Origin of the sequence: Citrobacter sedlakii (assembly GCF_018128425.1) — a bacterium.
Lineage (GTDB): Bacteria > Pseudomonadota > Gammaproteobacteria > Enterobacterales > Enterobacteriaceae > Citrobacter_A > Citrobacter_A sedlakii.
Map to the genome: position 1 here is coordinate 494,485 of NZ_CP071070.1, position 13,909 is coordinate 508,393.

The 13,909-nt window shown below is 52.1% G+C and carries 8 protein-coding genes, 1 tRNA gene and 3 rRNA genes; 5 read left to right on the forward strand and 7 right to left on the reverse strand.

Annotation, left to right across the window (positions count from 1 at the left end):
• The first annotated feature begins 92 nt into the window (after nt 1-92).
• From JY391_RS02430 to rrf (JY391_RS02445), 4 genes are all read left to right on the forward strand, one after another.
• Nucleotides 93-2,997, forward strand: a 23S ribosomal RNA gene (locus tag JY391_RS02430).
• Nucleotides 2,998-3,189: 192 nt separating this feature from the next.
• Nucleotides 3,190-3,305, forward strand: a 5S ribosomal RNA gene (gene rrf / locus JY391_RS02435).
• A gap of 14 nt (nt 3,306-3,319) precedes the next feature.
• A tRNA-Thr gene (locus tag JY391_RS02440) sits at nt 3,320-3,395 on the forward strand.
• A 40-nt stretch (nt 3,396-3,435) separates the two neighbouring features.
• Nucleotides 3,436-3,551, forward strand: a 5S ribosomal RNA gene (gene rrf, locus JY391_RS02445).
• A 104-nt stretch (nt 3,552-3,655) separates the two neighbouring features.
• On the opposite strand, the gene JY391_RS02450 is transcribed toward rrf (JY391_RS02445), so the two are convergent.
• The 6 genes from JY391_RS02450 to JY391_RS02475 all read right to left on the reverse strand — a co-directional run bounded on the left by JY391_RS02450 (nt 3,656) and on the right by JY391_RS02475 (nt 12,620).
• Nucleotides 3,656-4,414: an amino acid ABC transporter ATP-binding protein gene (locus tag JY391_RS02450; protein WP_211935177.1), complete on the reverse strand. Its 759-nt coding sequence runs from the start codon at nt 4,412-4,414 to the stop codon at nt 3,656-3,658.
• Between the two features lie 7 nt (nt 4,415-4,421).
• Nucleotides 4,422-5,525, reverse strand: a complete 1,104-nt coding sequence (locus JY391_RS02455) for an amino acid ABC transporter permease (protein WP_211935769.1) — start codon at nt 5,523-5,525, stop codon at nt 4,422-4,424.
• Between the two features lie 9 nt (nt 5,526-5,534).
• Nucleotides 5,535-6,716 carry an amino acid ABC transporter permease gene (locus JY391_RS02460; RefSeq protein ID WP_211935178.1) on the reverse strand — a complete coding sequence of 394 codons (1,182 nt, stop codon included), beginning with the start codon at nt 6,714-6,716 and terminating at the stop codon, nt 5,535-5,537.
• Between the two features lie 69 nt (nt 6,717-6,785).
• Nucleotides 6,786-7,811 carry an amino acid ABC transporter substrate-binding protein gene (locus JY391_RS02465; RefSeq protein WP_060571030.1) on the reverse strand — a complete coding sequence of 342 codons (1,026 nt, stop codon included), beginning with the start codon at nt 7,809-7,811 and terminating at the stop codon, nt 6,786-6,788.
• Between the two features lie 520 nt (nt 7,812-8,331).
• Nucleotides 8,332-11,445 carry an efflux RND transporter permease subunit gene (locus tag JY391_RS02470; protein ID WP_060571031.1) on the reverse strand — a complete coding sequence of 1,038 codons (3,114 nt, stop codon included), beginning with the start codon at nt 11,443-11,445 and terminating at the stop codon, nt 8,332-8,334.
• Between the two features lie 11 nt (nt 11,446-11,456).
• Nucleotides 11,457-12,620 (reverse strand): efflux RND transporter periplasmic adaptor subunit, encoded by a 1,164-nt coding sequence (locus JY391_RS02475; protein ID WP_211935179.1) that lies wholly within the window; start codon nt 12,618-12,620, stop codon nt 11,457-11,459.
• 406 nt (nt 12,621-13,026) lie between these two features.
• On the opposite strand from JY391_RS02475, the gene envR reads away from it, so the two are divergent.
• Entirely contained in the window at nt 13,027-13,689 is a 663-nt protein-coding gene (gene envR, locus JY391_RS02480; RefSeq protein ID WP_042292027.1) for an acrEF/envCD operon transcriptional regulator, read from the forward strand.
• Nucleotides 13,690-13,716: 27 nt separating this feature from the next.
• Here envR and JY391_RS02485 read toward each other — a convergent pair whose 3' ends face one another.
• Entirely contained in the window at nt 13,717-13,881 is a 165-nt protein-coding gene (locus JY391_RS02485) for a DUF2556 family protein (protein ID WP_211935180.1), read from the reverse strand.
• Nucleotides 13,882-13,909: the final 28 nt, after the last annotated feature.

Consider the following 13,909-nt stretch of genomic DNA (forward strand, 5'->3'; position numbering starts at 1 on the left):
GATCAAGCTGAAAATTGAAACACAGAACAACGAAAGTTGTTCGTGAGTCTCTCAATTATCGCAATCAGAAGTGAAACATCTTCGGGTTGTGAGGTTAAGCGACCAAGCGTACACGGTGGATGCCCTGGCAGTCAGAGGCGATGAAGGACGTGCTAATCTGCGAAAAGCGTCGGCGAGGTGATATGAACCTTTGACCCGGCGATGTCCGAATGGGGAAACCCAGTGTGATTCGTCACACTATCGTTAACTGAATACATAGGTTAACGAGGCGAACCGGGGGAACTGAAACATCTAAGTACCCCGAGGAAAAGAAATCAACCGAGATTCCCCCAGTAGCGGCGAGCGAACGGGGAGCAGCCCAGAGCCTGAATCAGCCAGTGTGGTAGTGGAAGTGTCTGGAAAGGCACGCGATACAGGGTGACAGCCCCGTACACAAAACCGCACCGGTTGTGAGCTCGATGAGTAGGGCGGGACACGTGGTATCCTGTCTGAATATGGGGGGACCATCCTCCAAGGCTAAATACTCCTGACTGACCGATAGTGAACCAGTACCGTGAGGGAAAGGCGAAAAGAACCCCGGCGAGGGGAGTGAAAAAGAACCTGAAACCGTGTACGTACAAGCAGTGGGAGCCTCTTTATGGGGTGACTGCGTACCTTTTGTATAATGGGTCAGCGACTTATATTCTGTAGCAAGGTTAACCGTATAGGGGAGCCGCAGGGAAACCGAGTCTTAACTGGGCGTTAAGTTGCAGGGTATAGACCCGAAACCCGGTGATCTAGCCATGGGCAGGTTGAAGGTTGGGTAACACTAACTGGAGGACCGAACCGACTAATGTTGAAAAATTAGCGGATGACCTGTGGCTGGGGGTGAAAGGCCAATCAAACCGGGAGATAGCTGGTTCTCCCCGAAAGCTATTTAGGTAGCGCCTCGTGAATTCATCTCCGGGGGTAGAGCACTGTTTCGGCTAGGGGGCCATCCCGGCTTACCAACCCGATGCAAACTGCGAATACCGGAGAATGTTATCACGGGAGACACACGGCGGGTGCTAACGTCCGTCGTGAAGAGGGAAACAACCCAGACCGCCAGCTAAGGTCCCAAAGTCATGGTTAAGTGGGAAACGATGTGGGAAGGCTCAGACAGCCAGGATGTTGGCTTAGAAGCAGCCATCATTTAAAGAAAGCGTAATAGCTCACTGGTCGAGTCGGCCTGCGCGGAAGATGTAACGGGGCTAAACCATGCACCGAAGCTGCGGCAGCGACACTATGTGTTGTTGGGTAGGGGAGCGTTCTGTAAGCCGTTGAAGGTGTGTCGTGAGGCATGCTGGAGGTATCAGAAGTGCGAATGCTGACATAAGTAACGATAAAGCGGGTGAAAAGCCCGCTCGCCGGAAGACCAAGGGTTCCTGTCCAACGTTAATCGGGGCAGGGTGAGTCGACCCCTAAGGCGAGGCCGAAAGGCGTAGTCGATGGGAAACAGGTTAATATTCCTGTACTTGGTGTTACTGCGAAGGGGGGACGGAGAAGGCTATGTCGGCCGGGCGACGGTTGTCCCGGTTTAAGCGTGTAGGTGTGTGTTCCAGGTAAATCCGGTTCACTTTAACACTGAGGCGTGATGACGAGGCACTACGGTGCTGAAGTGACAAATGCCCTGCTTCCAGGAAAAGCCTCTAAGCATCAGGTAACATCAAATCGTACCCCAAACCGACACAGGTGGTCAGGTAGAGAATACCAAGGCGCTTGAGAGAACTCGGGTGAAGGAACTAGGCAAAATGGTGCCGTAACTTCGGGAGAAGGCACGCTGATATGTAGGTGAAGTGATTTACTCATGGAGCTGAAATCAGTCGAAGATACCAGCTGGCTGCAACTGTTTATTAAAAACACAGCACTGTGCAAACACGAAAGTGGACGTATACGGTGTGACGCCTGCCCGGTGCCGGAAGGTTAATTGATGGGGTTATCCGTAAGGAGAAGCTCTTGATCGAAGCCCCGGTAAACGGCGGCCGTAACTATAACGGTCCTAAGGTAGCGAAATTCCTTGTCGGGTAAGTTCCGACCTGCACGAATGGCGTAATGATGGCCAGGCTGTCTCCACCCGAGACTCAGTGAAATTGAACTCGCTGTGAAGATGCAGTGTACCCGCGGCAAGACGGAAAGACCCCGTGAACCTTTACTATAGCTTGACACTGAACACTGGTCCTTGATGTGTAGGATAGGTGGGAGGCTTTGAAGCGTGGACGCCAGTCTGCGTGGAGCCGCCCTTGAAATACCACCCTTTAATGGCTGGTGTTCTAACGTAGGCCCGTAATCCGGGTTGCGGACAGTGTCTGGTGGGTAGTTTGACTGGGGCGGTCTCCTCCTAAAGAGTAACGGAGGAGCACGAAGGTTGGCTAATCCTGGTCGGACATCAGGAGGTTAGTGCAATGGCATAAGCCAGCTTGACTGCGAGCGTGACGGCGCGAGCAGGTGCGAAAGCAGGTCATAGTGATCCGGTGGTTCTGAATGGAAGGGCCATCGCTCAACGGATAAAAGGTACTCCGGGGATAACAGGCTGATACCGCCCAAGAGTTCATATCGACGGCGGTGTTTGGCACCTCGATGTCGGCTCATCACATCCTGGGGCTGAAGTAGGTCCCAAGGGTATGGCTGTTCGCCATTTAAAGTGGTACGCGAGCTGGGTTTAGAACGTCGTGAGACAGTTCGGTCCCTATCTGCCGTGGGCGCTGGAGAACTGAGGGGGGCTGCTCCTAGTACGAGAGGACCGGAGTGGACGCATCACTGGTGTTCGGGTTGTCATGCCAATGGCACTGCCCGGTAGCTAAATGCGGAAGAGATAAGTGCTGAAAGCATCTAAGCACGAAACTTGCCCCGAGATGAGTTCTCCCTGAGACTTTAAGTCTCCTGAAGGAACGTTGAAGACGACGACGTTGATAGGCCGGGTGTGTAAGCGCAGCGATGCGTTGAGCTAACCGGTACTAATGAACCGTGAGGCTTAACCTTACAACGCCGAAGATGTTTTGGCGGGATTGAGAAGATTTTCAGCATTGATTACAGATTTTGCGAAAACGAAAGATTTTACGCTGAGGCAAGGCGGCAAGTGAAGCGACGGAAGGAGCATACCTAAGTATGTGACTGAGGTTCGCAAGCGCAGCATCAGTGGAAAAGATTCGTTTTAAGAGCACAAAGAATTTGCCTGGCGGCCTTAGCGCGGTGGTCCCACCTGACCCCATGCCGAACTCAGAAGTGAAACGCCGTAGCGCCGATGGTAGTGTGGGGTCTCCCCATGCGAGAGTAGGGAACTGCCAGGCATCAAATTTAGCGTGCTGATATGGCTCAGTTGGTAGAGCGCACCCTTGGTAAGGGTGAGGTCCCCAGTTCGACTCTGGGTATCAGCACCACTTAATTAGGTTAAAGTTCGGCACAGTAGAAAAGAATTTGTCTGGCGGCAGTAGCGCGGTGGTCCCACCTGACCCCATGCCGAACTCAGAAGTGAAACGCCGTAGCGCCGATGGTAGTGTGGGGTCTCCCCATGCGAGAGTAGGGAACTGCCAGACATCAATTAAGTGAGAAGGCCATCCGAAAGGATGGCCTTTTTGCGTTTGGAACCCTATGAATCTATAGGCCCGGTAAGCGTGGCGCCACCGGGCAAAACAAGCGTTTAATGAATGACCTGCGACAGGAACGCTCGCGTACGTTCTGATTTCGGATGCGCGAAGAACTCATCTGGTGGAGCCTGCTCTACAATCTCTCCCCGGTCCATGAAGATCACTCTGTCTGCCACGGTTCTGGCAAACCCCATCTCATGCGTGACGCAAAGCATTGTCATCCCCGACTGTGCCAGGCCAATCATGGTATCCAGCACTTCTTTAACCATTTCAGGATCCAACGCTGAAGTAGGTTCATCAAACAGCATGATTTTCGGTTTCATGCACAGCGAGCGAGCAATCGCTACGCGCTGCTGCTGACCGCCCGAGATCTGGCCCGGGAATTTATGAGCATGCTCCGCTATACGAACGCGTTCGAGATAGTGCATCGCCAGGGCTTCGGCATCTTTTGTCGGCATTTTACGTACCCAAATGGGAGCCAGCGTACAGTTTTGCAGAACAGTGAGATGCGGAAAGAGATTAAAATGCTGGAACACCATTCCAACCTCCTGTCTGACGCGTTCGACATTACGAATGTCCTCATTCAGCTCGATACCATCCACAACGATACGTCCTTGTTGATGTTCTTCGAGATGATTAATGCAGCGGATCGTCGTTGATTTCCCCGATCCGGAAGGACCACATAAAACAATGCGTTCTCCCTGTCTTACGCTCAGGTTAATATCCTTTAAAACATGGAACTGCCCGTACCATTTATTAACGTTTTCCAGCGTAATCATCGCGTCGGCAGATGGCATTAAAAGTTGGCTCATAGAATCCTCAGTGCGGCGTACGCCCGGTGTTAAAGCGCTTTTCCAGATACTGGCTGTAGCGCGACATGCTGAAGCAAAAAATCCAGTAAATCAGAGCGGCAAAAACATAGCCTTCGGTGGACATACCCAGCCAGGCAGGGTCAACCGTAGCTTGTTGCACGCTACTGAAGAGATCGAACAGGCCGATGATGATGACCAGACTGGTATCTTTAAACAGCGCGATGATGGTGTTGACCAGGCCCGGAATAATCATCTTCAGGGCCTGGGGAAGAATGACCAGCCCTTGCATTTTCCAGTAGCCAAGAGCTAACGATTCCGCCGCTTCATATTGACCCTTTGGCAGCGCCTGAAGACCACCACGAACGACTTCCGCGACATAGGCGGACTGAAACAGAATCACCCCTACCAACGCCCGAATGAGTTTATCGATACTTGTTCCTTCTTCCATGAACAATGGCAGCATAACCGATGACATAAACAGGACGGTGATCAGCGGCACGCCTCGCCAGAACTCAATGAAAATAACGGATAAGATCCGGACAACGGGCATATGGGAGCGGCGCCCCAGAGCCAGTAGAATCCCTAAGGGTAACGCCCCAGCGATCCCGACAGAGGCGATGATTAAGGTCAGGGTCAGCCCTCCCCACTGGCGCGTCTCAACCCGCTCCAGCCCCAGCAAACCGCCATACAACAACCACCAGACCACTAACGGGTAGATGACTGCCCAGACAGCAATATAACGTCCGCGCTGGGGCATCCTGTTCCAGAACATCGGAACAATTGAGACCAGCCCGACAAACAGCGCCAGCTTGATCCGCCAGCGTTGCTCGTGCGGATAAAGGCCAAACATAAACTGGCCGAAGCGTTCATGGATGAACACCCAGCATGCGCCTGATTGCGTGCAGTCCGCACGAGCAGAACCGACCCAATTGGCCTGCAAAAACGCCCAGTTTACAAAGGGAGGAATAAGCTCCCACATCAGCCACAGGCATAAGATCGTCAGTAGACTATTCAATACGCTGGAAAAAAGATTTTTACGCACCCAGGCCACGATTCGGCCATGACCATGACTGGCCGGACGCGCGGGATGTGACAGCAGGACTTTTGTCATCATGCTTCCTTAGCGCTCAACGCGGGCGATGCGGCGGTTATAAATATTCATCAGCAGTGAGATGCTCAGGCTGATGATCAGATACACCGTCATGGTGATGGCGATCGTTTCAATGGCCTGTCCTGTCTGATTCAGAACCGTTCCCGCGAACAGCGAAACCATATCGGGATAACCAATCGCGGCGGCCAGCGAGGAATTCTTAACAATATTGAGGTACTGGCTGGTTAATGGCGGGATAATCACCCGCAGCGCCTGAGGAATAATGACCTGACGTAGGGTGACCGTGTTTGGAAGCCCCAGCGAACGCGCTGCTTCATGTTGACCATACGGTACCGCCTGAATCCCCGCGCGAATGATTTCCGCAATAAACGCCGAGGTATAAACCGACAGTGCCAGCGTCAACGCCGCCAGTTCGGGGATAAGCACCATTCCGCCACGGAAGTTAAAGCCCCGCAATTCGGGGATGTCCCAATGAAGCGCAGCGCCAAAAAGCCAGTGGGCGAGCAGTGGCAACAGGACAATCAGCCCCAGCGCAGTAGGCCAGGTTTTACGTAACTGTCCTGTTTTTGTCTGGTGCATTTTATTGAAGCGAAACAGCCCAACGGAAATCGCAACGGCGAGGGCAATTGAGATCGTAAAAGGCAGTATGCCTTCTCCCAATTGCAGAGAGGGAATATAGAGACCCCGGTTACTCAGAAACACGGCATCCATCGCGCTGACAGCCTGCCGCGGGCCGGGCAAATTGCGTAACACCGCGAAGTACCAGAAAAATATTTGCAAAAGCGGGGGGACGTTGCGAAAGATCTCAATATACACCGTCGACAGTTTGCGCAGTAACCAGTTATCGGAAAGGCGTGCCAGCCCGAGAAAAAAGCCGAGAACGGAGGCAAACACAATACACAATGCGGAAACCAACAAGGTGTTAAGCAAACCAACCAGAAAAACGCGCCCGTAAGTATCACCCTGTTGATAGTCAATCAGGTGCTGGACAATACCAAACCCGGCACTACGGTCAAGAAACGCAAAACCTGAAGTAATGCCGCGATTGCTCAGGTTATTAATCGTATTGTGAACAAGGTAAATAACCACGGCGACGACCGCAAGAATGGCGATAATTTGAAACAGCCACGCGCGGACCACAGGATGAGAAAAGGAGAGCGATCCTTTTGCGTGAGAGCGGCGATGGAACATAAGCAAGCCTCGGTAACCATGACTCTGGACTGAGCGCCGCCTGTGCGGCGCTCGTTACAGCACAACGGCTTAACGTACGGGTGGTGCGTACTGGATGCCGCCGTTATTCCAGAGATTGTTTTGCCCACGTTTGATCTTCAACGGGCTTTCCGATCCCACGTTACGTTCAAAGATCTCAGCGTAATTACCCACCTGCTTGATGATGTTATATGCCCACTTGTTATCGAGTTTCAGGTCTTTACCGTAATCCCCTTCTTTACCCAACAGATGCGCCATATCCGGCGTTGCGGGGTTAGCCGCTTTCTCATCAACGTTTTTCGACGTGACGCCCATCTCTTCAGCATTAAGCATCGCAAACAACGTCCAGCGTACAACAGCAAACCATTCATCATCGCCGCGACGGACAACAGGGCCAAGCGGCTCTTTGGAGATTACCTCCGGCAGGACGATCCATTCGCCTGGGTTACTTAGCTTAATGCGCAGAGCGTAAAGCTGAGACTGGTCGGAGGCGAGGGTATCACAACGTCCTGACTCCAGCGCTTTTGCCGACTCGTCAGAGCGATCAAAGGTCACTGGGGTATACTTCATCTTATTCGCTTTAAAATAGTCAGCCACGTTCAGCTCAGTGTCTGTTCCTGCCTGTATACAAACAGTCGCACCATCAAGTTCTTTCGCGCTTTTCAGACCCGCTTTGTTGTGTGTCAGAAAACCGATGCCGTCGTAATAGGTTACGCCGGTAAATGACATGCCCATCCCGGCGTCACGCGAGGAGGTCCAGGTCGTATTCCGCGAGAGAAGATCCACTTCGCCGGACTGTAACGCGGTGAAGCGCTCTTTGGCCGTCAGCGGGGTGTATTTCACTTTGCTGTCGTCGCCGAGCACAGCAGCAGCGACACCGCGACATACGTCGACATCAATGCCCGAGAATTTCCCCTCCGCGTCGGCGTAAGAAAAACCGGGCAGTCCATCACTGATCCCACATTGTACGAAGCCTTTCTTTTTTACGGCATCTAGGGTTGCACCCGCATGTACCTGATTTGCAACCGTAAGCAGCACGCCGGCGGCAGCCAGCGTGGCGATCATCATCTTTTTCATAATGCATCCTGTGTGGCGAGAATTATTGTTATGGAGAACGTTATGCAACGTTTTAAACCTGTCTGTGGCCTGGCCATACTCTTATAAGCAAAGGGAGTGCCAGGTTTTGCGTCAGCGTGCACGACGCAATATCCAGAGTGTAGACAGGATTAAATACATGCAGCGCCCTTAAATAGGGCGAAAATGAAACGTAAGCCACATTTTGGAGCAAAATATTTTTAACATATTCACTAAAACGAAATACTAATTTCGGACGTGAATATCGACAGGGTGAGTAATAGAAAAGTATTTCGTAAATGAGCAGTAGGAAATTTACAGAGCTAACAGAAAAGTAAATCAATGAAGAGAAAAAGATAATTAAAGGTGATACCAGAAATCATTTTCAAACGGCTTAATTATGGTGATACAGGTAAAAGCGTAATGACACCCTGCCGGACAGAACAAAATAATGATTCGATTCATAAAGTAAGAACAAGGCAGAATGTCACAAAGGCGTCCAGAGACGCCTTTGTTGACACGGTTACTGGCGGGTTCGTCCAAAACGTCCTCTGACGACCACGAAGAAGACAGGCACAAAGAAGATTGCCAGCAGGGTTGCTGAAACCATGCCGCCCATTACGCCGATCCCGACCGCATTTTGCGCGCCGCTACCCGCGCCATTACTGATCGCAAGCGGCAATACGCCAAGTATAAAGGCCAGTGACGTCATGAGAATTGGACGTAAACGCATACGTGACGCAGAGAGGGTCGCTTCAATAACGCCTTTGCCTTCTTTATCCATTAAGTCTTTCGCGAATTCGACAATCAGGATCGCGTTCTTCGCGGACAGGCCAATGGTGGTTAACAGCCCAACCATAAAGTAAACGTCATTCTTTTGCCCAAATAACGTTGCGGCGAGCAATACCCCCACAATACCTAACGGCACAACCAGCATCACCGAGAAAGGTATCGACCAGCTTTCATACAGTGCGGCCAGGCAAAGGAAGACGACGACAAACGAGATGGCGATTAGCGCTGGCGCCTGGTCTCCGGAGAGCCGCTCCTGATACGACATTCCTGTCCAGTCATAGCCAATCCCCACAGGAAGATTGGAAGCCATGCTTTCCATTAAGGCCATCGCCTCACCGGAACTGGTTCCAGGGGCGGCTTCCCCCAGGATCTCCATTGAAGGCAGGCCGTTGTAACGTTCCAGACGCGGCGAACCGTAAATCCAGTGCGACGAACTAAACGTAGAGAACGGCACCATCTCTCCATTTGCGCTCCGCACATACAGATTATCGATGTCCTCTGGCAACATGCGGAACTGGGCGTCGGCCTGAACATAGACTTTCTTCACACGACCACGGTCAATGAAGTCGTTAACGTAGTAGCCGCCCAGCGCCGCAGAGATTGTCTCGTTGATATCGGACAGCGAGACGCCCAGCGCCTGCGCTTTTTCCTGATCGACGTCCAGCTTAAACTGCGCAGTGTCTTCCAGCCCATTCGGGCGAACGCGTACTAGCGTTTCAGGATGTTGAGCCACCATTCCTAAAAGCTGGTTTCTCGCCTGGGTTAACGCGTTATGCCCCAGCCCCGCCTGGTCGATAAGCTCAAAGTCGAAGCCCGTTGCGGTACCCAGCTCGACAATTGCTGGCATGTTGAAAGGGAAAACCATGCCATCCCGGATCTGGCTGAAAGCGCGAGTCGCCCGGGCGATAATCGATTCAACGTTGTTTTCTTCGCCGCTACGCTCCTCCCAGGGCTTGAGGCTCACAAAGGCCATCCCCGAGTTTTGTCCCTGACCGCTGAAGCTAAAGCCGTTCACGGTAAAGACGCTTTCAACGTTGGCTTTCTCGGTGTCCAGATAATAATGGGTCACTTGATCCAGCACGTTTTGCGTGCGCTCCTGCGTTGCCCCGGCAGGAAGTTGGATCATGGTCAGAAACACGCCCTGATCCTCTTCAGGCAAGAAGGATGTCGGCAAGCGTACGAACAGGAGCGCCATCCCGACAACAATCAGCAGATAGATTAGCAGGTAACGACCGGTGTTGTGGACAATGCCGCTGACGCTATTGGTGTAATGGTTGACGCTATGATCGAATTTGGCGTTAAACCAGCCGAAGAAACCGCTCTTTTTCTCATGATGCTCAGCGGAGACGGGTTTAAGCAACGTCGCGCAGAGCGCAGGTGTGAGTATCAACGCGACCAACACCGAGAGCGCCATTGCCGACACAATGGTGATGGAGAACTGGCGGTAGATTGCGCCTGTCGATCCGCCAAAGAAGGCCATCGGGATGAACACGGCGGAGAGCACCATTGCGATCCCCACCAGGGCGCCCTGAATCTGCGACATGGACTTCTCAGTGGCTTCCCGTGGAGGCAACTTATCTTCCATCATCACACGTTCGACGTTTTCAACCACCACTATCGCGTCATCGACCAACAGGCCGATGGCGAGCACCATGCCGAACATGGTCAGGGTGTTTATCGAGTAACCAAATGCCGCCAGTACCGCAAACGTCCCCAACAGGACAACCGGAACGGCAATGGTCGGGATCAGCGTGGCGCGGATGTTCTGCAGGAACAGATACATCACCAGGAATACCAGTACGATTGCTTCGAAAAGTGTTTTCACCACTTCATGAATGGAGATTTTCACAAACGGGGTGGTGTCATACGGGTAAACCACTTTCATTCCCGCCGGGAAGAAGGGCTGTAGCTCGACCAGTTTGGCCTTAATGGCGGTGGCAGTATCAAGGGCGTTGGCGCCGGTAGCCAGTTTAATCCCCAGACCGGATGCCGGTTTACCGTTAATGCGAGCGACAACATTATAGTTTTCTCCGCCAAGCTCAATGCGCGCGACATCTTTCAACCGCACGACGGAGCCGTCGCTGTTTACGCGCAGCGTGACTTTGCCGAATTCTTCGGGATCTTTCAGGCGCGTCTGCGCAATGATCGAGGCGTTAAGCTGTTGTCCCGGCAGGGCGGGCGTCCCGCCAAGCTGACCGGCCGCGATTTGGTCGTTCTGCACTTTCAACTGGTTGATAACATCTACCGGCGTGAGCTGGTATTTGTTCAGGAGATTGGCATCCAGCCAGATGCGCATCGCATACTGCGCGCCAAACAGTTGAACGTCACCGACGCCGTTCAGACGGCTGATGGAGTCTTTAACGTTTGAGGCGACATAGTCGGAGATATCGTCCTGGGTGGTCTGAGGATTATCGGAAACAAAGCCTGCAACCATCAGGAAGCTACTGCTCGACTTCTCAACGCTAATTCCCTGCTGCTGAACTTCCTGCGGCAGGAGCGGCGTCGCCAGCTGCAGTTTGTTCTGAACCTGAACCTGAGCGATATCCGGATCGGTACCCGACTCGAAGGTCAGCGTGATGGTTACGCTTCCCGCAGAGTCGCTGGTGGAGGACATATACATCAGGTTATCGATACCGTTCATATTCTGTTCGATAACCTGAGTCACGGTATCTTGTACCGTCTGGGCATCTGCCCCCGGATAGTTTGCGGAAATCGAAACCGCCGGTGGAGCGATGGTGGGGTACTGCGCAACGGGCAGTTGCATAATGGCCAGGGCGCCCGCCAGCATCAGAATGATGGCCAGTACCCAGGCAAAAATAGGACGCCTGATAAAAAAGTTTGCCATGTCCGTTTACCTTATTGCGCCGCTTGTGCAGCAGGGGCTTCGGTATCCGGCGTGGCTTTCACTTTGGTGCCTGGACGCGCTTTTTGCAACCCGCTCACGATCACCCGATCGCCAGGCTGTAACCCTTCGCTTATCAGCCATTTGTCGCCAATTGCCTGCGAAGCGATGACGGAGCGGGATTCCACTTTGCTTTCGTTGTTCACGACCAGTACCGTGGCATCGCCGCGCGGGGTCCGTGTGACGCCTTGCTGTGGTACTAGGATCGCGTTTGGCTGAACGCCTTCATCGATACGCGCGCGGACAAACATGCCCGGCAGTAATGTGTGCTGCGGGTTAGGGAACACGGCGCGTAAGGTGATTGAGCCGGTGCTTTCGTCAACGGTGACATCAGAGAACTGTAAAGCGCCTTTTAGCGGATACGCTTGGCCATTTTCCATGACCAGCTCGACGCTACTGCTGGCGTTATCCTTGTGCAGACTGCCTTGTTCGAGAGATTCTTTCAGACGCATGAAGTCGTTGCTGGACTGGGTCACATCGACGTAAATAGGGTCGAGCTGCTGTACGGTTGCCAGTTCCGTCGCCTGCCCGTTAGTCACCAGTGCGCCTTCGGTGACGCTTGATTTGCCAATCCGTCCGCTTATCGGCGAGGTGACTTTGGTATAAGCGAGATTGATACGCGCGCTTTCCACCGCGGCTTTTGCGGCTGTGACGGCGGCATCAGCCTGGCGCGCATCGGCAATGGCCTGATCGTATTCCTGTTGGCTGATGTACTTTGTACCAACCAGCGGAACATAGCGTTTCACCGTCAAATGGGCGATGGCGGCAGCGGCTTCGCTTTTCGCCAGCTCGCCTTTCGCACTGTCATAGTCGGCCTGATAGGTTGCCGGATCGATCTGGTAAAGCGACTGTCCGGCCTCGACATCGCTACCTTCGGTGAAATTCCGTTTAAGGACAATACCGCTAACCTGCGGGCGAACCTCGGCAATGCGGAAGGCTGTGGTGCGTCCCGGTAATTCTGTGGTCACGGCTAATGGCGCGGTGTTGACCACGTGTACGGTCACTTGCGGCTCGCTGGCATGCGCTTGTTGCTCTCCCTGATCGTTACAACCGGCCAGCAGCGCAGCAGAGATGATAATGAATGAGGGCAGGAGTGAAAACCTGGCATGTTTCGTCATTACTGTTCCTTAAAAACCAATAGCTCGTTATTTACCGGATAACGGTAAGGCGGTAACGTGCGCGAAAAAATAACAGCTTGCTATCCTACAAATTATTGGGTCGCGATGTAAGTAATACTTATTTTTAGGTTGGCGCAACGGCACGTAAAAACAAAAAAGGAACACTGGCTTACCGTATTGCCCTGTCGAATTTAGACATTCTTTATTGCGAGTTAATATATTTTGAAATATACATTTCTTGTGTGAATAATTTATCTATTGACATTCGCGCACTCTATTTATTTGAATGATTTGTGCGTCACAATCAGGCTTTTATTTCGTGTGCGCGGGTCTGAGATGTTACAGTCGGCTTTTCCAGAACGGCTTTACTGGCGTAATAATTACTCCGACTCTGATGTGATACTCCATGGCAAAAAAAACCAAGGCTGATGCCCTTAAAACGCGACAACATTTAATTGAAACGGCCATTACACAGTTTGCCGCACGGGGCGTAGGCAACACCACGCTCAATGATATTGCCGACGCCGCCCAGGTCACGCGTGGCGCAATCTACTGGCACTTCAGCAACAAGACGCAGTTGTTTAACGAAGTGTGGCAGCAGCAACCCCCTTTGCGCGATCTTATTCAGGAACGAGTCACTGCGCTGAATGCAGAAAACCCGTTACAACAACTGCGTGAGAAGTTTATCGTCGCATTGCAATATATTGCCGAAGTTCCACGACAGCAGGCTTTATTACAAATCTTATATCATAAATGTGAATTTCAGGATGACATGATATCTGAGCGGGAAATACGTGAGAAAATAGGTTTTAACCAGCAGGCGTTACGCGAGGCATTACAGGCCTGTATGGCGGAGGGCATGATACCCGGAACCCTTGATCTGGACGTGGCCTTAATCATTATTTGCGGCAGTTTTAGCGGCATCCTTAAAAACTGGTTAATGAACCCTGCCAGTTATAATCTTTATGAGCAGGCGCCTGCGCTGGTGGATAACGTATTAAGCATGTTAAGCCCGGACGGAAATGTCAGGCAATTAATAAAACCAACCAATATTCACGGGGAAATATAATCATTTCCCCAATTCAAAAACGTGACGCTATTGCAGGTCGGCACAGTTGACCAACTTAAGGGGATTCACCGAGTTCATGTTGCGACACTTGTCGGATTCCGTGGTGATAAGCTCGATCCACTGAATCAGTAACGCATCAAAGATAAAAACGGAGACCGCAAAAACAACCAGCCACCAATACTTGCGAATCATTGTCCAATCCTGTGTATTCATGCCCAAG

Bases quoted from the DNA above. Each gene is read 5' to 3' on its own strand.
- JY391_RS02465 (WP_060571030.1), bottom strand. From the start codon at position 7,811: ATGAAAAAGATGATGATCGCCACGCTGGCTGCCGCCGGCGTGCTGCTT.
- JY391_RS02470 (WP_060571031.1), bottom strand. From the start codon at position 11,445: ATGGCAAACTTTTTTATCAGGCGTCCTATTTTTGCCTGGGTACTGGCC.
- JY391_RS02485 (WP_211935180.1), bottom strand. From the start codon at position 13,881: ATGATTCGCAAGTATTGGTGGCTGGTTGTTTTTGCGGTCTCCGTTTTT.
- JY391_RS02460 (WP_211935178.1), bottom strand. From the start codon at position 6,716: ATGTTCCATCGCCGCTCTCACGCAAAAGGATCGCTCTCCTTTTCTCAT.
- envR (WP_042292027.1), top strand. From the start codon at position 13,027: ATGGCAAAAAAAACCAAGGCTGATGCCCTTAAAACGCGACAACATTTA.
- JY391_RS02475 (WP_211935179.1), bottom strand. From the start codon at position 12,620: ATGACGAAACATGCCAGGTTTTCACTCCTGCCCTCATTCATTATCATC.
- JY391_RS02450 (WP_211935177.1), bottom strand. From the start codon at position 4,414: ATGAGCCAACTTTTAATGCCATCTGCCGACGCGATGATTACGCTGGAA.
- JY391_RS02455 (WP_211935769.1), bottom strand. From the start codon at position 5,525: ATGACAAAAGTCCTGCTGTCACATCCCGCGCGTCCGGCCAGTCATGGT.